Source organism: Pseudoalteromonas sp. 1181_04 (assembly GCF_052850545.1).
In genome coordinates this window covers 1-23,559 of the sequence record NZ_VXCS01000033.1, presented here as the reverse complement: position 1 = coordinate 23,559, position 23,559 = coordinate 1, and the positions used below count along the sequence as shown (strand labels likewise).

Sequence of the window (23,559 nt, the reverse complement as noted above, 5' to 3'; positions counted from 1 at the left end):
AAACTCCTTTTCAACTAGTTATTACTAATTGCACTGCCTTTCACGGCGATATTACTGGCCGATAAAGTAATACTTGTCGCATCAATGGTTAAGTTACCACCGGCATCAATTTCAATACTCGCACCGCCTTGACTCAATTGCAGTGATCCTTGACCATCCGCTTTAATGGTAATATTTGCGCCACTACTAATTTCTATATCGCCATTGGGGGCTTGCAGTTCTAAATTGCCGTCAACCGAATATGCACTAACATCTTGTTCACCTTGTAATTTAAGCTCTTGATCCGCTTTAAGCTCTAAGCTGCCATCGGTTGCTTCAATACGTGTGTTTGAGGTGGCTTTGAGGGTTAAATCTGCCGCCGATGTTACTGTGATATCCCCTTCGCGGGTTTGCATTTGCAAGTTATTCTCTACCCGCGTAGTAAAGTCATTGGCAACCGTAAAGGTGGCGTCGTTTTCAGCAACAAATTGCAGATTTTCTTTCGCTGATATTTTTACATCGCCATCTACAGACTTAAGCGTTGCTTGATGTGCGCCATTAGTGGCATCGAGTAATAGTTGGTTTTTATTATTTTTATTAGCAAGGCTAATTTTTTCTTCGCCTTTTTTATCATCCATTATTAAACTGTGGCCAGCTTTAGTAACGAGCTTATTCTCGGTCGGATTTTGGCTGGTAACTGGGTTAGGTGCATTTTGGTTGTATAACGCACCTAAAATAATGGGTCTGTCTAAATCGCCATTTTCGCCACAAACTAATACCTCAGTACCTTGTGTAAGCGGAAAGTGCATGCCATGACCACTGCCACCATAAGGTTGCATTAAGCGTGTTGGGCGGCTTTGTTGGCCTTCACCATCTTGATTAAATGGCAGTTTTACTACGTAATTACCATCATCATCAATTTCTTGCTCTACTAGTGCGTTAAAAGTTGCAAATACACGTCTTTCTGGAAGTAACTGTGCTTTGAACTGTTGGTCCGATGGGACCAAGTACGCCTGATTTTTATAAGTTAAGCCTTTTACGTTAGCGCCATATTCCACACCCGCTTGCTGGCTACCTTTATGATCAACACGCACAACCAAATATTGGCCATTATGATCTGGATGATCATAAATAGTTAAAATCATTCCTGGTCTAAGCGCCCTGCAATCACTGTCGATAATCAATTGCTCTCGTTGACAATCAAACGCTTGCTGACGCGTTTTAGCAAGCGTATTGCCCTCGCCAGAAGTTGCATAGTTATTACCATAATGACTGTCTTCACCAAATCCTGGTTGCGAAGCGCTATTTTGCGCCGATACCTGTAAATTACCTGGTGCGCGGTAGTTATAATCGTTTAACGCAATACTTTGCGGCTGAAGTTGGCCTTGGCGACTAATTGCGAAGATTGTTTCGCTAGTACGTACTTGCCCAGATGGTGGTACATAACTTAAGTTTACTTCATCAAACAGAGCCGCAATATCTTTGCTGCTATTGCATACTTTAAAAGTGCAATCCGCGTCAGTTTGCTCAACAAAACTATAAACAAAGCCATGTTTACGCATTAAACGCGTAACAAATTCATAATCAGTTTCGTTATATTGCACTGTCATATCGAGGCTAGGGCCGCTGGCTTGCATGCTAAATTTTTGCATTGGGAAGCCCGCTTTATTAAACACACTTTTAATAATGGCAGCGGGATCCATCGCTGTAAAAACACGATTGGAATGTTGATGCTTAAGTAAAGTTAAATAAGAACTCAACACTAACGTGTAATGATAACCTTGGTGACTTTTACCATGGGCTACAAAACGACTTAGTAAACCTGAGATAGTCCGATCTGTCATAGACCACACCAAACTCAAACTGGCATCTTTACCTAGCAACGTTTGCGCAGTTAAATGTTCCTGACTCAATACTTGAATATTAAATTCATAGTCTTCACATAAGCTATCATTAATTGATGTGAAGTCAGTTACCTGCACCATGCCATCAGGTAAGCCTTGTATACTTACGCTAAAATGACTGGTATTCGCTTTATGTTCACTAAAGATGTCCATGAGTCCCATTTTCAATCCTTTTTTATCTATTAAATTAGGCGTTATCGGCAAATATTGCGGTGATTTCGTCTTGCTCATCAACCGTTAACGTTAAAATATCTGGCATATCTTCTTGCGCCATATATTCCAAAATAGATTTAGCAATTCCCGGTAAAATTTGTCGTTCAATGACTGCATTTACCATCCGAGCACCGCTGTCTGAAAGCTGGCATTGCTGAGTTAACTTACTCAATACACTTGCATCAACACGCAGTTGCATTTTATGATTTGTAGCAAGACGCTTAGCAATCGCTTCTAGTTTTAAACTAACAATTGCTTGCAGTGCATCTTGATCAAGCGCTAAATAAGGCACTACTTGCATGCGTGCAAGTAAAGCTGGTGCGAAGAATTGTAGTAACTGTGGCTTAATTAATTCACTTAACGCACCAATTGACGGCACTTGCCATGGGCTACCATCTTCATTAATCGGTGCATCCGTTGGATTGAGTGCGTCATTAATGGCTTGCTGCTGCTCAGTCGGTTGTTCTACATCATCGTCTTGCTCTGGACTCAAATCGATCACTGTTGGTGGTGTGCATGCATCAATTAGCTCTGCTGAACCTAAGTTAGACGTCATGATGATCACGGTGTTTTTGAAGTCAATTTCACGGCCTTCACCATCACGCATATTGCCGCGTTCAAATACTTGATAAAACATGTTAAGCACATCTTTATGCGCTTTTTCTACTTCATCAAGCAAAATTACTGAGTATGGGCGCTGTCTTACCGCTTCAGTTAATACACCGCCTTCACCGTAACCTACATAACCAGGAGGTGAACCTTTGAGCTGCGATACTGTATGCGACTCTTGATATTCACTCATATTGATAGTGGTTAAGAACTTCTCGCCACCAAACAATTGCTTAGCTAAACAGCGGGCTGTTTCAGTTTTACCAACACCGGAGGGTCCGGCAAGTAAAAAGACCCCTAACGGTCCTTGTTCATTACTGATCCCCGCTTTGCTGACACGTAATGCTTGCGCAATTTTTGTCATACCCGCTTGCTGCCCGATCACTTCTTGACCAATTGCCGTTTCTAAATTAATGAGGTTACTGATCTGATCTTTAACCATGGCACCAACAGGTACACCGGTCCACTGAGAAATTATTTGTGCCACTGCATCAGCGTCTACTTCGCTAAATAAGCCATTATCTTGACTGTTTTGCTCTTTTAAAGTTTGGCGCAAGCTAAGTAGTGCAGCACTGTCTTGTTCGCTTGCATTGGTTGCTTGTTTAAACTCGTTGATCTGGCTTAAAGTGGCAATTTGTGACTCACGAGCACTGGTTAATGCAGCAAGTTTATCTTGTGCAGTATTTAACTCTTGCTGTAAGTACAATAACTTATCCATATCGACAGCTAAACCTTGCTCGCTTTCACTGGCAATACTGGCAATCCGAGTTTGTAAATAATTTATATGCTCTCGCTCAGATTCAATTGCAGCTGGATCAGTTGCAAACGACATTCTGACGCGAGCTGCTGCTGTATCAAGTACGTCAATTGCTTTATCTGGTAACTGACGACCTGTGATATAACGAGCTGACAATACAACAGCCGCTTCAATGGCATCATCGGTAATTTGGATATTATGATGTTGCTGATATTTATCTTTTAAACCCGCTAGCATAAGTTGCGCAGCTTGCTCCGTTGGCTCATCGACTTTGATCAGTTGAAAACGACGCTCTAATGCGGCATCACGCTCAAAGTACTTTTTATACTCACTCCAGGTGGTTGCTGCCACTGTGCGTAATTCACCTCTGGCAAGAGCGGGTTTTAATAAATTAGCCGCATCGCTCATACCGGCATCGCCACCCGCACCAATTAAGGTGTGTGCTTCATCAATAAACATAATGATCGGCGTGGTTGAGTTTTTAACTTCGTCAATTACTGTTTTTAAACGGCGCTCAAACTCGCCTTTAACACCTGCGCCAGCTTGTAATAAGCCCATGTCTAAGACTAATAAACGCACACCTTTTAATTCATCAGGTACTTGACCATCAATAATACGCTGTGCAAAACCTTCTACTACGGCGGTTTTACCGACCCCCGGATCACCCACTAAAATCGGGTTGTTTTTACGACGACGACATAACACATCCACCATCATGCGTATCTCGTCGTTTCGCCCGAGTACAGGATCAATTTTTCCTTGCTTAGCTTTTTCGGTTAAATCTTCACAATATTCATCAAGCGCGCCGCCACCTTCACTTTGGCCATTATTTTGCGTTTGCTGAGCTGTTTTTGCCTGTGGGTTTAAACGCTCGCTTGAGTTTTGACAAATTTTATCGAGGTTTTCGGCTAAAAAGCGTGAGTCAATTTTATCTAGCAACGCTGGTAATTGAAGCACAGGGCTATAAGGTAATAGCTCCGTGAGTGCATCAAGCAATGCAGCACCGTTGATCCAATCACTTTTATGCTGCACATTAGCGCTCAACCATGCGCGTTCTAACCATTCATATAAACGACGAGAAAACACCGGCTTACTTTGGTTACCCGCAGGTTGGCGATTTAAAAAGTCAAGCAACTCATGCCATACCGCATCTTGATTAATATTAAAAAAGTGAAATATTTGTTCTAAATCGCCACTACTGCCCTCTTCCATCAACTTAATTAGTAAGTGTTCAGGCAGCACTTCAAAATGACTACGACTGCTAGCAAACCCTGCAGCAGACTCAAGCGCGGTCGCGGTATGGCCATTTAGCTTGTCGATAAGTTGTTTAATGCCTTTTGCATCCATTGTTTTGTCCTTAAATCTGGTTTCTTACTAATGTTGATATTGAAGATGGGTATAGCTGTGTACGGTTGTGTTTGCCGCAGCACTACCTAAATAACTGTTGTGTCCAAGTATTAACGGTGACACACCGATTGCCTGTTGCTCTACAGCTTCGTTAGCCACTTTGATTTGGCATAACCACTGCACATTATTTGGTAAGTGAGTGCTTAATAACGCCGCCATTTTTTTACCTTGCTCATGCAAAGGGTTCAAACTAATGGCAGTTTCACTGTCTACAGGGCCGATGGCAATTGTTAAAATACTGCCACTTACTAATACTTTGCTACCTAATACCGCAGAACCACCAAGTACCATTTGGGCATCATCACCAAATGTACTTGGGGCATCAATTGTTTGCCAATTAGCGCGGGTATCGTCAACGTGCAGCTCTTTCACTGCAAGTGTATGTTTAAGTAGTTGAGTTAAGCCTGCTGCACTGGTTTGTTTTAAGCTAGCAATGCCGCATTGTACTTTTTGATCTGTTTTTGTAGATAAAATGGCTTCTATTAAATGATCAAATTGATCTGCACCACGTCCTGCAACATTGATTTGTGACTTTTTCCACGCCTGAAAAAGTTGGCAATATAAAATATGATTAAACATATCTAAAAATTGCCGAACCCTGTCACCACTTTCGTCATCACTTGCTGCTTGCTCTAACAGGTAATGTGGCATCGGCGCATCAACACCATACAAACCCAAGAATGACGTTGATAAACTGAGTCGCCCGCGTCCTTGGTTATCTAAGCTACACGCACGTACATCGGTTGCTGGAAAGCCAAGCTCTTTATAGGGCTTAAACATCACCCGCTCACTAATGCCTTTGTCAAGTTCGTGAGGCGTTGCCCAATGCTTTTCAATTAAGCTCATCGCTTTAAATAAATTAAACTGCCAAGGCTTAGCAATTAATTGCTCAATCGGTTTGGGCAATTTAGCCCAAACGGGATGCTTTATGGCTGGTTCATGCACACTCATAATTGATAACTCTTGCCCGGCTCAATATCCCAACACCAGGTTTTATAGCTAGGAATAGCATTAACGCGAGTCTGCACACTTTCATTAATTGGTGCGTACATTAAAAAGAATTGGTGCAACATATTACAAAAATGATAAAGATCGGCATCGCACACAAACTTACTCTCATCGATATCAATTAATACATCTACGCCTTTAATAAAAATTCCACGCTTTATTTGGCTGATCGGAGTAGCCGTTATTTTTTGAATGCTCTCAATACGCAAGCGATTCTCAGCTTTTTGCGACCAATCAAATAGCACTAATAAACGTTTAAGCTCGGTTACTTGAGTTATTTGGGAAAACTTAACATTAAGTAAGCTGATCAGCTGCCAATGTTTTGGTTGATCTGGGCACGGTAAATAATTAGTAGGCCTAATAACATTCTCAACCTCGGCAATACTTGGCATATCGCGCCCGCCAATATTTAAATCACCTTCTTGCAGTAGTTGCCGAGGCCAACCTGCATTAAAAGCAGTTAAATCAACAGATAGTGTTTCTTTTTCATCATTTAGATTGAAAGGCAACTGTAAGTAATGAGTTGGCGCAGCTGCACCCACATCTTTAGTTAATACGGTAAATAGCTTTTTCTCATCTTCAAATACACTTTGATAACGAGGTGTATAATCATAGGTTTTACCACTGAGCGAGTTGCGCCCCATTACCGAATCGACGGTGCAACTGAAAATATGATCGGTACGATTTTGATCTGCGGTGATCATATAGTCGGTACGATTGGGTTCGATTCTGATTGGCTCTGCCGCTTGGGAAAATAAATTAATTGCAGGCACGCAGTTTATAAGTAGGTTTTCACGGGATAATTGGTGTCCGGGTGGTAATTTACTTGAGCCACGAAAAACTATTTCAAAGCGGTCTATATGATCTGCAAACTCAACGTCTTGCAAACCTGTAAAAGTTAAAAAGTAAAAACGATCTTTGGCATTAAAGTAATCTAGTAATAATGCATAGCCTGGATGGCTTTGCTCAGCACTCGGTAAAAGAGCCCCATCAATATTTAAATAACTGGCACTGCAACCTTTTACTTTAAGCTTTTTATTATGCTCAAAATGCGCAGGGCCAAAATCAAGTTCAGCATGTTTCTCTGCCGTTTGCAGCAGCTTAAATAAAGAGCTACATAACGGGGTATCGCCGCGTAAATAAAACTGCAAGTTTGATAAGTCATAATTTTTACGCTCACCTTGGCATACAAAACGTAAACCAATGCGCAGCTCTGCACCTAAATGTGATTCTTGGTAGCGCACATGCTCAACATCGAATGGTGCTACTGTTAGATTATGCGTGGTGGTAAAAGTAATATTTTTATGATCAACAACAGCGGTATCTGCTTTTAATGTGAGACCCTTTTCAATCATATGGGTCTTCTGCATTGCCAGCTTAGGGCTAAATTTAACTACCGTACTTGAAGGGTAATAACTAAGCAGAATAGGACATAATTGACGCAGCACTTGCTCTGACACTTCTGGTACTGATTCATCCAAGCGTTTTTGTGTGTGCGCAGTTAAATACGCCATACCTTCGAGTAAACGCTCGATATGCGGGTCGCGATCTTTTAAGGCATCAATATTTAACATGCCCGCATGCTCAGGATAATGTTGTGCAAACTGTTTACCGGCCTGCGTTAATAAACGCATTTGAGCATCAAAATATTGCTGCATTAAAATATCCTTTTCATTGAAATATTAATCACCATTTTTAGCGTGCTGCATTACATCAGCCTTACCGCCTGATTCAAACCGCGTGTTTAACTTAATACATTGGCCACTGGTTAGAAATGCTTGAATATCCAGTCGGATCACGCAATTTTCTTCACGTATTTCCATTGGAATAACATTGGCATAACGCACTCTTGGCTCATATTTCTCAATCAATTTTTTAACCTCAAACGCCAAAGTATGTTGCGAATAAGGCAAACCTTCGTAAATATCTTCAACATCGGGCAAACCATAATCAGCCAAATGCTTTAACACCCCACGGCGAGCATTAAGCAGCTCATTAAGATGGTTACAGACACTATTTTGCTCATCAGTCTGAAAACCTTGATGTCCATTACGAATGACAGGTTGAGTTAAAAAATCGAATAACGCCATGAACTTACCTCTGATAAAAGGATATGCTTGCGCATATCCTTTAAAAATTCCGACTTATCGACCTTCAGTCCAAGAGTCAGAGAACTCGATGTTGCCATCAAGGTATGTCCAAGTAATGCGCTTATAACGTAAACATACTGTTTCAAGGTGCGGATAACGCTCCTTGTCTAAGTCTTTTACGTTGTGCATTGTTGGTGAGATTGACGTAATTTTTACATCTTCCAACTTGTGGCAGAAATACTCACGCTCAGTCCCTGTGTCATCGATACGGTACCATTTAAGCTCAAGTTGCTTAAGTGTTTGACCGTTCGAGCACGCTTTATACAGATACGGTGTAGCTGCATCTACCGCTTTAGTAATTACAAACGGTTCATGCTTACGTGTACCTGTAAGTTCACCCGTGTCGTTATCTGTAGGAATGCGAAGTTCATGATCAAAGTGTAGGATCTCAATTGAACCTTCACGCTCTGCAACAGTTACAGAACCTTTGATGTCATTACCTTGGTCATCCTTTAACCACATATACGCTGGAATTGCCATTTCATTATTCTCCTTTTAGAATGAAGTGTTTCCTGTTAGTTGGCATTGGCATAAACAACCATGTTTATGCCCCCCAAAAAGCCCTCTGCTTCATGCCACTGGGGAACATGTCCCAAGTTGGATGCAACCAACTTGGGGCAATTTTTTACAAAGACGGATTATCTAACTCTAGTATTAGCGACATCGCGTCAAATGGAGTTTGCAAAACAGCTAACTTTTCGAAATGTTGCTGTACACTTTTAGGTAATTGCTTAAACTTATACTCTGCGTCTAATTCAGATACCCAAGTACTTGAAACAAAACTATCAATATCGTTCTTCACCTTGCTCGGCGTAACTGCTTTGTAAAAATAAGCTGCTTTTAAATAGCTTTCGTACTGAATTTTCATACAAGCACTCAGCGCAGAATAATGCATATAATCAATAGCAGTCTTTGTCATTTCTAAGCTAATACCATCGATTTGTAATTCAGTGCTGCTTATTTTCTTCGCATTTGAAAAACATTTATCCATCTGCTTTTCAAATGCGATTGTTGCTACCTGTAGCTTTTGCTTTGCAAAAAACACTTTATTATCACTGGCTATTGCGTTGGCTATACAAGCCAAAAGCAAACTGAGTAAACAGACCATTTTAATCATTTTTACAACCATTTATCATCGCCTTCCAAAATTATCGCTCTTTATATGAACTACTATTTCTATACGCACTATATGAAATTTTTTGTAATTCATATCTTTTAATTTTTGACACCGAGGATAACGATTCAGCCATCAGGGCAAAATCTGTATTAGATATATTAAATTGTGCAACCAAGGCCCCATTACCTACAAAAATTGCAGCTAGACTACCGAAGCTCAGCGCTTTTGTAAGTTGATCAGTATGTTTAGTGAGCTCTCTAGCTTTATCTAAATACTCTAGATTTTTTTTAGAAAACTCCAATCCACTAATATTTGGACACTTCATTTGTAAACTCCTTTTAATGCCCCAAGTTGGATGCAACCAACTTGGGGCAATTTTTTCCATCTACATTTTTACACCAACCAGCTACTCACCAAATTGACGTATTTACACTTTAAAAGCCTGCGTTAAATGCGTTTCATCGGCGGCTTGGCAGTTCATTTTTCGCCAGGCATCTGCCCTACTAATGCCAAACGCACATCAATACCTTCCACTTGGAAATGCGGCACTATGTAAGTACTAACGCGGTAATAACCAGGGTTACCCGGAATTTCAGCAACAGTCACTTTGGCATCTTTTAATGGGTGCGTTGCAATTAACGACTCATCTGGGTTGTTCATTTTCGTAACTAACGCACCTAACCAATCATTAAGCTGCTGCTCTAATTCGTGGCGTGGTTTGCTAGAACCTATGTTTTCACGTTGTAACACTTTTAAGTAATGCGCAATGCGCGATACTAAGAAGATATACGGTAAACGCGAGTTAATACGTGCGTTTGAGGTTGCTTCTGGCGTTTCAAGCACTTGTGGCTTTTGCGCACTATTAGCTGAGAAGAAACACGCAAAGTCTGAATTTTTATAATAACTAAGTGGAATAAACCCTTGGTTAGCAAATTCAAGCTCTTTAGTCTCTGAGATCAATACTTCTGTTGGGATCTTAGTTTCTGAGCCTTTACCTGCTTCGAATGAATGAAGTGGTAAATTCTCAACTTTACCGCCCGACTGTGGGCCACGAATGTTAACTGCCCAACCATTATCATGGAAACTGCGAATAATATTGGCGGCAAAAGCAAACGTTGCGTTACCCCATAAATAGCGCTCATGGTGTTCACTGTTTACATCTTCTTGGTAGTTAAAGTTACGCAGTGGATTAGTTTCACCATACGGTAAGCGCAATAAGAAACGTGGGAACGCTAGGCCGATATAGCGTGAATCTTCTGATTCACGGAAGTTTTTCCAACGTAAAAATTCAGCACGCTCCATGTACGAACCAATATCTTGAATTTTAGATACTTCATCAAGTGAGTCTTTCAAGAAAAACTTAGGTCCTACGCTGCCCATAAATGGGCAGTGCGCCGCAGCTGATACGCGTGAAATTTCTTGTAGTAATGAAACATCTGGCGCTGAACAATCAAACTCAAAGTTCGATACCATAGTCGATACCGGTTCGCCACCTGGGGTGTCGTAATCTGAGGTATAAACATGCTTGTACAATGCTGATTGCGTGGTATCAGGCGCTTCTTCAAAGTCATCACGCAGGGTTTCTTTATCAACGTCGAGCATTTCGATTTTGATGTTGGCATTGTTTGGCGTGCGATTAATTAAATAACGTAATGAACGCCAAGCTGATTCCATTTTTTGGAAGTTTGGATTATGTAAAATCTGGTCTAACTGCTGTGAGATAATCGTATCAACTTTCGCAATATAGTCATCTAACAACAACTTATCGATACGCGTAACTTCTTGGCCGCTGCTGCCAGCCATATCTAAAAATACATTGATTGCCGCTGTTAAACGCTCATTCGCACGGGTTTCAGCAAGGTTGCTGGCATCACGAAAAGTGTCTAATTTGATCTCATCTGCAACTGGGGCAATATCGACCAAGTTACAAAGGCTTTCGTAGGTTGATACCGGAGCTTGCTCAATTGAATGAGCTGCAACGTTTAATTGTTCTTGCATTGACATGGTAACGTCCTTATTCAGTAACTGGGTGTTTTTCGTCTTCAGAAGCAAGCGGGGCAATTTCATCCAGCTTAGCTTTTAACTCATCAAGTTCTGGCTGGTTTTGTAATACCCGCTCTAGTTCTTTACGTAATGATGAGTTATCCAAAAGATTCGATTTCAAGTCACGCAGTAAGTTACGCATTGCCATCATTTTATTTAACTCAGGTACCTGTGAAGCAACTGATTCTGGATCAAACGATTTAAACGAATCAAACTGTAAATTCACGTTGATCTCGCCATCGCCTTTGATCTTATTAGCAACTTGAAAGTTTGCCTTTGGTGCCATATCTTTTAACACTTGCTCAATATTATTTTTATTGATTGTTACGCGTTCACGCTCAGCAAGGTCTTGGGTATTTAAACCATTAGAGTAATCACCAATTACCAGCATTTTTAGTGGCAATTCGCTTTTTTGCGATGCGCCATCCGTATCAAGCTCTAAAGAGATATTGATCCGAGCTCTTGGGATCTCTTTTTGAAATGTATCTGTCATGTTTCTTCCTTTGCAGTTTGTATCAATTCCAATTAACCTCGACCCATTAGTCAGGCTCTTGTAACTAAATCCAAGCTATTGCTTGAGCCGGATTGGTTACCATCATTCGCTGACTAATTTGCTTAGCAGCTAAACTCATTTCATCACTTTCTGCCAACGACAGATTGGCGTAACATTGTTTGGCAAAACGCCATACTTCCATGCAAAAATGTTGTTGCCACTTCGCTAATTGAAAAGTTTCAATTTGCTCAAGTAATTCGGTTAAAATTGCCAAAGCGTGTTCATAATGCTCCGCTTTAAGTAACAACTTGGCTTTTAATAATTGGCTTTGTGATTGGTCAAACCCGGTAGGGGTACTTAATTGCTCAACCTTGCTAAGCGCAGCACTGAGTTGTCCTTGCACTACTTCATCAGCCAATAAGCTATAATGTTCATCAAAAATATTGCCTTGCGAATTATTGCTTGCTGGTGTTTGTGCATTGCTAATTTCAAGTAACGTTTCTTTATTGGCTGGGCTGCATAACCCTGTGCCATCGTCGTACTGTAAATGAGTTAAAAGCGGAAACTGACTAGTTAAATTAATCAATTGCTGCTCAAGCCAGTAACTTAGCTTGCCTTTATTTAATTGTTTTAACGCACTTAATACCAACATTTGTAAGTTGAGATTAAATTGCATCGCACCTTCCATAAATAAGCCTTCAGCAAGCATGAGTGCCTGCTCTGGTTGTTCACTGGCAAGTGCATTTTCAATCGGTGCAAAAGCCGCAGCTCTTGGTGCTGGTAAGCGTGTTTTACCATTTTCATTAGCCGGTATTTTCAGCCCAGACCAACGTGCAGCACGTGATAATTTAATCACCCGCTCGATGTTATTTTGTTCTTTATCAAAATTCAGTAATTCACGAATAGCTGATAAATAAGCCGTGTCACTGCTGAGATCACCAACCGTAATACTTGCAACTTGACTTACAGAGCTGTGCACTGATGATGTTGAATTTGTTGCCGGTGTACCGTCGCTTGGTGCTTGTTCAGTATCGTCTTTACTAACAACTGACGGCTCGACTGCCTTTGCAACTGGGTTGCGTTTCATTTGCTCGTCAGTCCACTCGTTTAAAGTAGATAAAGGACCTGATTCACTATCTAATAATGGTACTGAGTGTTGGTTGTAATCGGTTAATACCGCATCTAGTTCGGCCCATTGTTCTGCGGTTGCCGAATGACTTTGCGAAATCCCTTTTAGACGTTCTTGTTGCTGTAAAAACCAGGTATTTACAGCACTGCGCATGCGCTCTTTAAGTGGGTGTACGTCGTTGCTAAAATCAGCCAATATCTTATTAAACAATTTGATTGAACTAATTAACCCCTGCACCCCAAATTCACTGGTTGCAGCTAAGCATAAGTAACTAACAATACGTAAATCTTTACTCTTATTCTGTAATAAGTCAGTTGCTTGAATAAACATCACTTTAAAATCAACCTCACCAACACCCGATGAAGATGCTTTGAGACTTTTAAATGTTTCTTCGTATTTTAAATCTTCGCCACACGGCAAACCTTGCAATGGTGCAGCAAGTTCATCCAGCCATAGTTGCCAGCTATTGTGAGTATGTGGTTGCTTTAAACTCATGCTTTACACCATCGTCTTAGTGCATCGTATACACTTACGTTATCCATATCGGCAAAATTAATACTGTAGTCACTTGGCACTTTGCTCAATGGTAAATTCGTCAAATCAATAATTTGTGTTGATTTGTCTTCATTTAACCAAATCGAGCTAAAATAGGATGCCGATACAGGACGACAAAACACCGTTAAACTAGGCGCATGATCTTCACATCCTAGTTGATAAAAGAACCACGGTTGCCAGTTGTGATCAGCAACCACAGATGCTATTAAATGCAGCCAAAACCCAGCGACCAAGGCGCTCTCATGACTAAACTGTGGCATTGGTAAACGAATACCAAATTGACTGCGTAGACAGCCTCTATTTGCAATCGACTTCAAAACTGCAGATAGTTCTTCAATTAATACAGCACGCTTATGCACATCATTCATCTGGAGATGCTGCCACAGCACACTCATCGGTATCATGCGCAGTTTATCTAGCTCTTGATTTAAATTTGGTTGTTGCTTCAACGCATCAGCAACCTTGTTATAAGCATGAGCTTGTTCCGCCATCGCATCAATTGATGGCGCTTCTTTAATGCGATCATTCACACCAATTAAGTGCTCAATCACATGACTAGCATATAAAAACAAAAATGCTGGATGGCGTTTATAAGTTTCTAATCCGCTATGTATAAAAGAGCTAAAAGGGTAAAAACGGCCACTACTATCTTTACTTGGTTGTAAAATACCAAGCAAACTACTGTCTTCACTGTTCCCAGATACAAAAAACAACGATTTAACACCATTAAGTACAGCAACATTATTCGCCTTTCGACCACGATTAAGGTGAGCAAATCCTTCTTGTAACCAATGATCAAATGCCACTGATTCACGCGATGAAATATTTAACTTCACAAAATCAGGTCGTACTGGTGTTTTCCCCATATAACCGTAAGAAAACTGTTTTACTAGTAACGGCGATTTCTTTTTAGAAAATAAATTAAACATATCCGCCCCTACTGTACCGAATTATTATTCGACTGCGCATATTGCGGCGATTTCGAAAACAACGAGTTCGGTAAAGCAAACGAAGTCAGCATATATTTTGAGAAAATACCGCTATTACGCCCTGATTTTAAGGAAAACTGTACTGTTAATTGCTGTTCTGACTTATCGGTTAGTTCCCATGTAGCTAAGAACTCAGTGCCTTTTATCCATTTTACATTAGCATTATTAAGCACTTTAAGTAGCGCCCACGGACCATCTTGCTCAATCGAAATTCGATTGCCTTTATTATCTAAACCATAAAGAATCGCTTTTTCTGCAGCACCACGACCAGGCCAAGAAAAGTTACGCCACTCCTCCGGCTCATTACGATAGCGATAACCTTGCTCTGAAAAGCCTAAATAAGTTTCACGAATGCCTCTTTGTGGTACTGGCATCATCTGAAAATTAAAGCCCGCAGAATCTGCGCCACTAGTAAATAGTGAACGTGTTACTTTATTTGCTTTTGTTAAACCATCGAGTAATTCTTTACTAAAGCCAATACCAACACCATTCCACTGTTTTTCTTCCCATACGCCACGACGTACTTTCATAAAAGGTTTCAGTTGAGTGTTAGTAAAGTTCCATAATATGCCCGACTCAGTGTTTAAAAACTCCGACACATCAGCAATCGCGGCATCAGGTCCATTTAGGTTAAATGGGTACTTTCCTGCGATGCTGTTGCTGTACATTGTATAAACTTGGTTTTCCCACTCTTCATTTAACTGGCTTCGTGCTTTGGCCATAATTGTGGCTATACCCGCTTGTAAAGGCGCTTTGAAAAGAGTATCCAACGTTTCTTTTGTTTGTGGGTCTAAAGCACGTGTTTGGCTTTCAATGATGATCCATGAAGACTGCAAAGCATTGGTTTGATTATTACCTGAGAGTAAATCTTGGACAAAAATCATAGCTTGGCCATCATCTTCATTACTCGCCGCCATCGCTTTTATGTCTGAGTGGATGCTGCTTAATGAACTAATGTACTGGCCCATGTAATCAGAACTGCGCTTATTATCATCGTTTTGTGTAAAACGGCGTAAATCAGCAAAGCGAGATTCCAGCTCTGGCGCTCTAACCGTACTCATTTGTGAAAAATCAGGGCTGTTAATAGCTTGTTTAGCTAGCTTTCCTTTTGCTGCTTTTTTCTGCGCAACGTCGGCAGCACCGGCAACTAAGGTCGCAATTTTGTCATTATTCGCGGTAACGGCTGAAGGTTCGTCAGCAACCATTATGTTATTGTTCACCAGCATCATTAAATCTATCAATGGGCCATCGTTTGATGAAAGGCGAGCAAAATCAATACTTGCATCGTTTAAGTCTCTAAACGCTGGAACTTGAATACTATTTAAGAATTCGAACCAAGTATTACCGTAATCCTTAAAGTAATAAGCACGCATTGCTTTGGCTAAGGACTCAGCTTGTGCTTCATCTACAGCATTTTTCCCTTCGTCATTACTGGTGCCCATAACCCAATCGCCTGAGAACACTAACCGTGAAATACGTTTAATTTCAGGATATACATATTCTTGCCAACCAGCATTGGTATATACATAAGGAATTGCATAGCTACTTTTTAATACATCACGGTTATTAGCCGACATAAACTGATTAAGCTGTAATGCTTTTTTGCGCTCAGCAAAGCTTGTTATCACTTGCTTATACAGAGGCTCAGCTTCAGGTTGAGTATTTAAACTTTCGCGCGCAGTATAAATTGCGGTTTCATTTGCTTGCCAAAAATTAATCTTCCCAGGATGCTCTAGATCAGTACCTAAATTAGCTAAGTACACATCTAACAACGCAGTTAATTGACTATAAATGGGTGTATCTTGTTGCGCTGTTAAATCAATATTAAAGTGATTACTAATAAAACTAAGTAGCTGCTGTTTAGCAAATTCATCATTTTTATGTTCGGGGTGTGTGCTTAGCATTAAATGTAATTTAAGTGCTTCGTAATAAGGTTGTCGAATACCTACGCGTGACTCCGGCTCATCAGAGTTCCAACGACTTTCATACTGTTTTAATTGTGCTAACACCTGTTTTTCAGCAGGAAGTGTGATCAATTGGTTTAACTGGTTAAATAATACATTCGCGACACTTTGAGTTGTTTCGTCACCTTCGTAAATACCAAAAATAAAATACCAAGGTAAGCTTTTTTCATAACTTACAAGCTCCTGATAATGCTCAAATAATGCAAGTGTTGCAGCTAGCTTTTGATCCGCCTTCGCCTTATTTACATTAACTTCAACCACCGCTTTCACGCGTGCTTCGCCTTGGTTAAGCAATAACTGATTACTGGTGTATGAGGTAATCAATAACGCTGTAATCGCCGCTATTGAGGCAAGCCCCGTGGTTACAGTTAAACCTTTTAACCAACGCCCAACTAGGCGCTTTTTACGATTACCCCGAGTTAAATCTTGTAGTTTAAAAACAACATCATTAAAAACGCGATTAATAAAATAGCTTTGGGTGATTGTTTCTTGTTTTTGTTCAACCACAACCGCGCCAAATTGATCGCGTACACCGTTGGTGATTCGCTCAATTGGTGTGCCCTCTTGTGTACCTGAGGTAAAATACACGCCTGCAAACCAAGGAACTTCTTGGTACGGATTAGCTTTAAATAGCAAGTTTACAAATTCGGTTAGTTTTGTTGAGGCCGATTTAAACTGATTAGGAAAATCAAGGATCAACTGTTTACGATGCTCATTTCGTTCACGGGCCACTTTACTTAAACGTTGCTGGCACAAACGTTCGTATAATTCATCCATTCTGAGCTCGAACATTTCAGCCGGATCGGTTTTTTGGTCTTCACTAATATCAAGTAAATATGCGCCCCACACTTGCTCGCGCTCTTTTTCAGATAAGTCATTAAAAAAAGGTTCAAAGCCACTAATTAAATCGGTTTTTGTGAAAGTGATATAAACAGGGAAAATAACACCTAGTTGCGTGATCAACTCTTCAATACGTTCACGGACTAACTTTACATGCTGGCGAATTTCTTCACTGTCAGAGGTTAAAACATCAGCCACACTAATTGCGACCATTACGCCATTGATAGGTAATTTTGGGCGGTACTTTTTCAGTAAATTTAAAAATGATAACCACTCTTTGTTTTCTGATTGCTCAGTTGTGTAACGTCCTGCGGTGTCAATTAAGATCGCTTGATCTGAAAACCACCAATCACAGTTACGTGTGCCACCAAAACCTTGAATATGCAGTTCGCTAGAGTTTGAATACGGAAAATGTAATCCAGAGTTAGCAAATAAAGTACTTTTACCGGTCGCTGATGGACCAATGATCATATACCAAGGTAGTGCATAAAGAGCCGTATTACCACGATAGCCAGCGCCTAAGTGCGATGCTTTTAATGAGCCTAACGCTTCTTGCATTTTTTCTTTTATTTCATCAAGCTCAGCACTTGAGCCCGCATTGTGATTTGCAAGTTCAGAAGCTAACTTATCGCCAGAACGCTTAGTCCATAACCAACGAGTAAAAATAAATAAAATGAATACCGCCGTAACTGCTCCCATAGCAATCAGCTTTTTATCAGTCGTGTCTAAGCCCACCATGCGCCCAGCAAACCAAACAATGCTCAGCACTGCAATTAGACCGATCAACTGTCCTGTGGCGCGAGATGACACTAAGCCCAGTAAAAAATGCACTAGGCCACTTTTATTTACTCTTCCTTGCATGGTATTGCCTTATCGTGTCTCGTTGGTTTTATTCAATTGAGTGAGTACTTCCACCTGATTACTTATGGTTTGCGTACTCTGTGTAGCCTGCTTGTTGATCACAAAATGAAAGCCTGCAAATAGGGAAGCGATTGAGCCTAAACAAATCGACAGAATAACCCAATAAGGGACATTACGACCGACTTTCATAGCAAACCCTTCAGCAGGTACGCCATTATCAGAAAGCAGTGCATTAGGCGTGCCTTTGACATCTTCAATTTGTGCACGAATGTCAACTATCAAAGCTTTAAGCTGTTCTATTCCTTTAACTTTATAGATACCTTCAAAACCCAATTGCAAACAAATATAGTACACTTCTAACGCCGCAAATTTATTTTCACCGCCAGTACGCAAAGTCGCTAAACGCTCAAAAAACTCTTCACCTGCACGGTTATTGCCAAAAAACTCTAACTGCAGCGGTCGTGACATCCAGTCCATACGAAAATGCGCTCCGGAGCTCATTACAAACTCATCACACATTGCAGTAAGAGCAAATTTTACTTCTTGCATCACACTAGTCGTCACTTGTTGGGCATAACAATTACGCTCAAACTCATCAAAACTATTTAATAACTGATCACGAAAATCGTTCAGCTCAAGATCGGTTGATTGCTTGAGCTTTAATGGCGATAACGCATTTATAACCGGTGATATACAGGCGATTAAATCTTGTTGTTGTGATTGTTGTTGCATCATTTCACCTAACTTAATTGCGTGCGACAGTAACTATTTCGATTTGCGCAGCTTGCAAACCAAATGGAATAAATAAACTTAACGACTGCTCTTCGATTATTTGCTGCCAAATGTAACCATGTGATTCAAGACGGAAATATTCATATCCACTCTTTATTGCTAATTTATTTGGCGGCCGTTGGCAGTGAGTTAGCTGAACACCTGCAAGGGCTGATGAAATCATAATATCGAGTTTTTCAGTTGCGCCAACTTTAACTTGGTCGCTAAATGTTTCAATCCACTTGGTATCCTCAGCTTCAAAATAAACCGCTAGATAAAAGTCGTTATGCTCAAAAATTGCTGAGTCAATAGTCGCAACCTGATGAATAGCATTGGAAACTTTTTCAAGTTTAAGGCCAGCCATTTTCTTAGGCACAACACCTTCAAGTAGCTTAGTTAGCAACTCATCTAACTTACCAAATACATGGCTGAGTTGTTTATGCTGATAAGGAGGGACTTGGTTTACTAAATCACTGTGTTCAAACATCGATACAGAGCTGATCAAATCAACCAATTCACAGTACAAACGCTCTGGATGAACTAATGACAAACTTTTTAAATGATCCAACCGCTTTGCTGAAGGTGCCATCGCATTAAGTAATAAAAAGCTATTCATCTCGTTTGGACCAAAGTCAGTCACTGAACCAAAGTTTTTCCTGCGACTAAGCAACACATTGACTTTCGCATTCACTAAATTTGCGGTGCGATTTAATAGCTCAGTTAAATATACCGAAGCACTGATATTTAACAGTGGTGGTACAAAGTGTTTATTAACAACAAAAGAGCCGTCTTCTGCGCGGACTATTTTCAAACACGCTAAAGTATCAAAATAAGTTTTTACATCACTATCTGTTAATAATATAAATTTAGGGTGCGCTATCAGCACTTCACGATTACGTGCAGCATCATGATCATCATTTAATTCAATATAGTCTGCATGATAGGCACTGAGCTGACCGGTTGTTGCATAACCCTCAATATTACTAACGATTTTATTGGCAGCAATCGCGATGTAAATAATCACTTCATCTAGGTTAGGATCTAATTCCAGCTTTAATTCGTCATGTTGTTGGCGATCAAAATCAAGTAATCGACCATTTTCAAGTAACAATTTGAAGCTAGTAATTTTTAATAGCCCACGCGATAACGCTGACTCATCAATTGCAAGATGCTGGATACCAAACACCAATGGAGAAATAAGTCGCTGTCTTACAATTTGATTTTGCTCATGATACTCATCAAATAACTGAAAATGGTGTTGTGCTAATAATACACCTTCAGCCCAGACGGGTTTTACGGGGGCTTTAGTACTCATTACTGTGCCTCATCCACGTCAGGCAACTGCACTTCATTATTTGTGATCAGCACATCTAATGCAGTCGATAATTTAACCGGACCATCACCTAGTTGATAATACGTTTTCCATTTATCTCCTTGGCGATCTCTAAATAACGCAACAATTGCCACAAAACGAGCATTTTCAGCTTGTTCAAAAGCGATCGTTGTTTTTTCAGCAGGATTAATAGTGCGTTCTTCTAACGTGATCAATGAATTTGCTAATACTGATTTATCTGACTTCCAAAGTTCTTCAAACGTTGCTGTTTTAAAGCTCTGAATATCAGACAATTGATACACTCTGAGAACCACTGGAAGTGCTTCATCAAACTGATTTAAATTTAAATTATCTGTTGCTGTAATGTCTAACTCTACATTAGTGCTCATGCACGCAGTGAGTGACATTAACAGCACAGCTAAGATTACTTTATTTATTGCAAAACGCATTTAATACCTCATTAGATATTTTAAAATTGATTATTCAGTTTTTACAAAGGATCTCTTCATAAACAGGGCAAATAACCCTATTAAAACGCACTGACGCACAATCGGACCAGCGATTGCCATTTAAAATTCTAGAAAAAAAGCCTGAACTTTTATTTTCTTGATTTTCAACAGCTAGAGACTTGATGACAACATGATCGATTGAAGATATTAATTTAGAATTTAAAACTATTAACTCTTGAATATAACTAGATATATTTTCATTAATTAAAATAATGTTTCCATCGTTCTTTGGAGGATTATTCAAAAAGAAGAAAAACTGATCTATAACGGATTCAGAAAAAACACGATGCGCAGGAATACCTGTTTGATCTAGTAAAGAGGAGATGTTGCAGGTTAGAGACCAAGCCAAGGAGTAAAGGCTATCAACCTGATTTATAAAATCTTTTTTTCTCATTTCATCATCCTTGATTTAACTTAGTCAGCTTAAAGGTGCACTAACGCGGTAATTCTTCAGTCCTTAGAATTAGCGCATGATACAAACATAGTTGTTAAAATGTCAACTGAATCCAGTGCAAAAACACAACTATTTATCAAATAAAGTTGTTCCAAACAAAAACAACAACACCATATAATTTTAAAAATGAACATATTATGAACCTATTTACATATACTCTAAATATCGTTAATTACAAATATTTTATTGATTATCGTTAGAGTAATGTGTATTTTTACACGCATTATCGACCAAGGTAGCCAAAGGACAAGGAAATGTCTCAATCACGATTATTGTTAGATATTAATGACAAAACAATGAACGTAACTCAGGTAAAAGGGATTGAACGCTTAAATAAAAGCTTTGAGTTTGACCTGATTTTCGACACCCTCACTGATGAGCCTTTAAACGATTTACTATTACAGTCGGCCTTAATTACATTTGTAAATAAAGACAATTACTATCGCCACCAAGCTGGCCTCATAACACAAAGCACCGATCTTGGGTTATTCAACAACAAGCGTCGCTATCATATCGTCATAAAAGATCGATTGAGTACGCTAAAAAACACCTCAGATAGCAAAGTATTTATCGGCGTTAATTTAAAAGATGTTTTACACTACCTAGCATCACAAGCCGGATACTCTCAAGGTCAAGTAGATTTCAGAGTTACCCAACCGTTTGCTGATATGTCTCAGTGTGTACAAGCAATGGAAAGTAATTGGCAGTTTTTTCATCGTTTACTGGCTTCCTATGGTTTATTTTATTGGTTTGAAAGCAAGGACTCGGCTGAAATACTGGTGATAAGCGACAGTAATTTAAATAGTCCCTACCTTGAGCGCGGCGTTTTAGAAGTTACCAGTAGCGCTGGAATGAATAACCAACACAGAGAGCAATTTGTTGGCTTTATGCATGCTCAACTTACTGAGTCTATTTATAACAATACTGCAAACAGTGCAGCCTATGGGCAATTTAATACCGTTGCCAGCAATAGCCAATCATTCTTTGAACCCTGCGCGTTATCGCAATCCGCCGCAACTAATCAAGCACAAAATTTTAGTAATGCACTAGCAAGTTTAAATAAAGTTATTAGCTTAACCGGTAACGTATGTGATTTATTTGCGGGATGTTCGATTTCATTAAGTGATAACACCGGCATTGGTAGCAGTGGTGACTTGCTCTGTATCTCAGTCGAGCACGACAGCGAACAACCAAGTGATGAAAGTAGTCATCAAGGGCTCTCAAAATACAGCTGTAAAGCGCAATTTATTGAGCGAGGAACCCCTTTTAAGCCACTCCCTATTCCTCATCAAGCAAAACCAATGGTCTTTCCTGCCAAAGTAGAATCACTGACCGGCAATGCATTTATTGATGACAACGGGCAATATCGAGCCCGCGTTGATTTTGACAAAAATGCCAGACCACTAACGCAGTCAAGCCCTGCCTTGCAAAAGTTAGCGCTGTATGCATGCCAAAACCAACCTCAGGCCACTGGATGGCACTTTCCACTCGTCGGTGGTTCAGAGGTACTAATAGGCTGTATTAACAACGACCCTAATCACGCCTACATTATGGGCTTTGCACTAAATAGCGATCAACCAAGCGTAGTAACCGCCGCCAATCCAACGCATAACCGATTATTAACCGCAGCCCACAACGAACTACTATTTGATGATGACGACAATGAGCCAAAAGTCATTTTACAAACTCTCGCCAGTGAACATTACTTTGAGTTAAATGCTAAACAATCAGGCCGCCAATTTATCGAATGGATCAGCCAACTTGGGACGATAAACTTACACGCCGGGCGCGATTTATGCCTAGAAACCGAGCAAAACAATGTACAGTTTGTGATAAAGAACAATCAATTTATTGATGTTAAAAATGAACTCAAACAACAAACTAACAACGGCAATATCAATTACCAAAGTGCCGGCAACAACGCGTTCACAGGTAAAAAAATCGATGTAAAAGCTGACCAAGAGCTGTCATTAATTTCGGGGCGTGCGGTTAAAATAAACGCGCAAAGTGATATTTTACTAAAGACTAATAACAGTGATTTAAAGCTCAACGTACCAAATGGTTCAACGTTTTTACAAACCAGTAAGTCAATTAACATCACAGGCTCTGGGCAAGGCGATTTAATCATTCATAACGCCGGCGGCGAAATTAAACTCGATAGCCAAGGCAACGCCACCATCATCGCTACCAATATACTCACCCTCGACAGCAACATTGTCACCTTTGATGGGCCAGTTGATTACGATATAGAAAGCCCGCAAACAGCCAGTAGCCCAAGTGCCTCAAGTCCTGCGAGTATTAGTCGCATTAACGATGTAACCATCAATGATGCAGGTGTTGCAGCAACGACCGCCAGTGTGGTCGATTTAGAATATGTTTACCAAGACGGGAGTCCTGTTAAAAACGCCCCCTACACCATAGAGTTTGATGATGGAACGCAAGCGACCGGGCAACTAGATGACAGTGGACAAGCA

18 protein-coding genes are annotated in these 23,559 nt (G+C 40.2%); 1 reads left to right on the top strand and 17 read right to left on the bottom strand.

All coding sequences use genetic code 11. From position 1 onward, the window contains the following. Window positions 1-14 precede the first annotated feature (14 nt). The 17 genes from FW757_RS20705 to FW757_RS20625 all read right to left on the bottom strand — a co-directional run bounded on the left by FW757_RS20705 (window position 15) and on the right by FW757_RS20625 (window position 21,025). Window positions 15-2,036, bottom strand: coding sequence for a type VI secretion system Vgr family protein (locus FW757_RS20705; RefSeq protein ID WP_446441652.1), 2,022 nt, complete (start codon window positions 2,034-2,036; stop codon window positions 15-17). Window positions 2,037-2,070: 34 nt separating this feature from the next. Next, on the bottom strand, window positions 2,071-4,809 hold the full coding sequence (gene tssH / locus FW757_RS20700; RefSeq protein ID WP_446441641.1) for a type VI secretion system ATPase TssH: 2,739 nt from the start codon (window positions 4,807-4,809) through the stop codon (window positions 2,071-2,073). 27 nt (window positions 4,810-4,836) lie between these two features. After that, the gene (gene tssG / locus FW757_RS20695; protein ID WP_220491355.1) at window positions 4,837-5,820 is read right to left on the bottom strand and encodes a type VI secretion system baseplate subunit TssG; all 984 of its coding nucleotides are present in this window, start codon (window positions 5,818-5,820) and stop codon (window positions 4,837-4,839) included. Next, a complete protein-coding gene (tssF, locus tag FW757_RS20690; RefSeq protein WP_446441640.1) occupies window positions 5,817-7,535 on the bottom strand; it encodes a type VI secretion system baseplate subunit TssF in 1,719 nt (572 codons plus the stop codon). Before tssF ends, tssG begins: the two co-directional genes overlap by 4 nt. Window positions 7,536-7,559: 24 nt before the next feature. Beyond that, a complete protein-coding gene (gene tssE, locus FW757_RS20685) occupies window positions 7,560-7,967 on the bottom strand; it encodes a type VI secretion system baseplate subunit TssE (RefSeq protein WP_145242485.1) in 408 nt (135 codons plus the stop codon). A gap of 54 nt (window positions 7,968-8,021) precedes the next feature. After that, window positions 8,022-8,507, bottom strand: a complete 486-nt coding sequence (locus tag FW757_RS20680) for an Hcp family type VI secretion system effector (RefSeq protein WP_007584479.1) — start codon at window positions 8,505-8,507, stop codon at window positions 8,022-8,024. 145 nt (window positions 8,508-8,652) lie between these two features. Further along, a complete protein-coding gene (locus FW757_RS20675; protein WP_182719400.1) occupies window positions 8,653-9,156 on the bottom strand; it encodes a hypothetical protein in 504 nt (167 codons plus the stop codon). A gap of 19 nt (window positions 9,157-9,175) precedes the next feature. Beyond that, window positions 9,176-9,529 carry a hypothetical protein gene (locus FW757_RS20670; RefSeq protein WP_182762099.1) on the bottom strand — a complete coding sequence of 118 codons (354 nt, stop codon included), beginning with the start codon at window positions 9,527-9,529 and terminating at the stop codon, window positions 9,176-9,178. A 92-nt stretch (window positions 9,530-9,621) separates the two neighbouring features. Beyond that, the gene (tssC, locus tag FW757_RS20665; protein ID WP_145242487.1) at window positions 9,622-11,148 is read right to left on the bottom strand and encodes a type VI secretion system contractile sheath large subunit; all 1,527 of its coding nucleotides are present in this window, start codon (window positions 11,146-11,148) and stop codon (window positions 9,622-9,624) included. 10 nt (window positions 11,149-11,158) lie between these two features. Then, window positions 11,159-11,680: a type VI secretion system contractile sheath small subunit gene (gene tssB / locus FW757_RS20660; RefSeq protein WP_145242489.1), complete on the bottom strand. Its 522-nt coding sequence runs from the start codon at window positions 11,678-11,680 to the stop codon at window positions 11,159-11,161. A 64-nt stretch (window positions 11,681-11,744) separates the two neighbouring features. Next, on the bottom strand, window positions 11,745-13,304 hold the full coding sequence (locus tag FW757_RS20655) for a TssA family type VI secretion system protein (RefSeq protein WP_145242491.1): 1,560 nt from the start codon (window positions 13,302-13,304) through the stop codon (window positions 11,745-11,747). Then, the gene (gene tagF, locus FW757_RS20650) at window positions 13,301-14,293 is read right to left on the bottom strand and encodes a type VI secretion system-associated protein TagF (RefSeq protein WP_145242493.1); all 993 of its coding nucleotides are present in this window, start codon (window positions 14,291-14,293) and stop codon (window positions 13,301-13,303) included. The genes FW757_RS20655 and tagF overlap by 4 nt, the downstream gene beginning before the upstream one ends. An 8-nt stretch (window positions 14,294-14,301) precedes the next feature. After that, window positions 14,302-18,018, bottom strand: a complete 3,717-nt coding sequence (gene tssM / locus FW757_RS20645) for a type VI secretion system membrane subunit TssM (protein ID WP_446441639.1) — start codon at window positions 18,016-18,018, stop codon at window positions 14,302-14,304. A 9-nt stretch (window positions 18,019-18,027) separates the two neighbouring features. Beyond that, on the bottom strand, window positions 18,028-18,753 hold the full coding sequence (gene icmH / locus FW757_RS20640; RefSeq protein ID WP_257326852.1) for a type IVB secretion system protein IcmH/DotU: 726 nt from the start codon (window positions 18,751-18,753) through the stop codon (window positions 18,028-18,030). A gap of 10 nt (window positions 18,754-18,763) precedes the next feature. After that, window positions 18,764-20,104 carry a type VI secretion system baseplate subunit TssK gene (gene tssK / locus FW757_RS20635; protein ID WP_182740570.1) on the bottom strand — a complete coding sequence of 447 codons (1,341 nt, stop codon included), beginning with the start codon at window positions 20,102-20,104 and terminating at the stop codon, window positions 18,764-18,766. Beyond that, a complete protein-coding gene (tssJ, locus tag FW757_RS20630; RefSeq protein WP_145242499.1) occupies window positions 20,104-20,571 on the bottom strand; it encodes a type VI secretion system lipoprotein TssJ in 468 nt (155 codons plus the stop codon). The genes tssK and tssJ overlap by 1 nt, the downstream gene beginning before the upstream one ends. A gap of 34 nt (window positions 20,572-20,605) precedes the next feature. Then, window positions 20,606-21,025, bottom strand: coding sequence for a hypothetical protein (locus tag FW757_RS20625; protein WP_182730837.1), 420 nt, complete (start codon window positions 21,023-21,025; stop codon window positions 20,606-20,608). A 314-nt stretch (window positions 21,026-21,339) separates the two neighbouring features. Here FW757_RS20625 and FW757_RS20620 point away from each other — a divergent pair. Next, a partial coding sequence (locus FW757_RS20620; protein ID WP_446441638.1) for a type VI secretion system Vgr family protein occupies window positions 21,340-23,559 on the top strand: 2,220 nt, incomplete at its 3' end.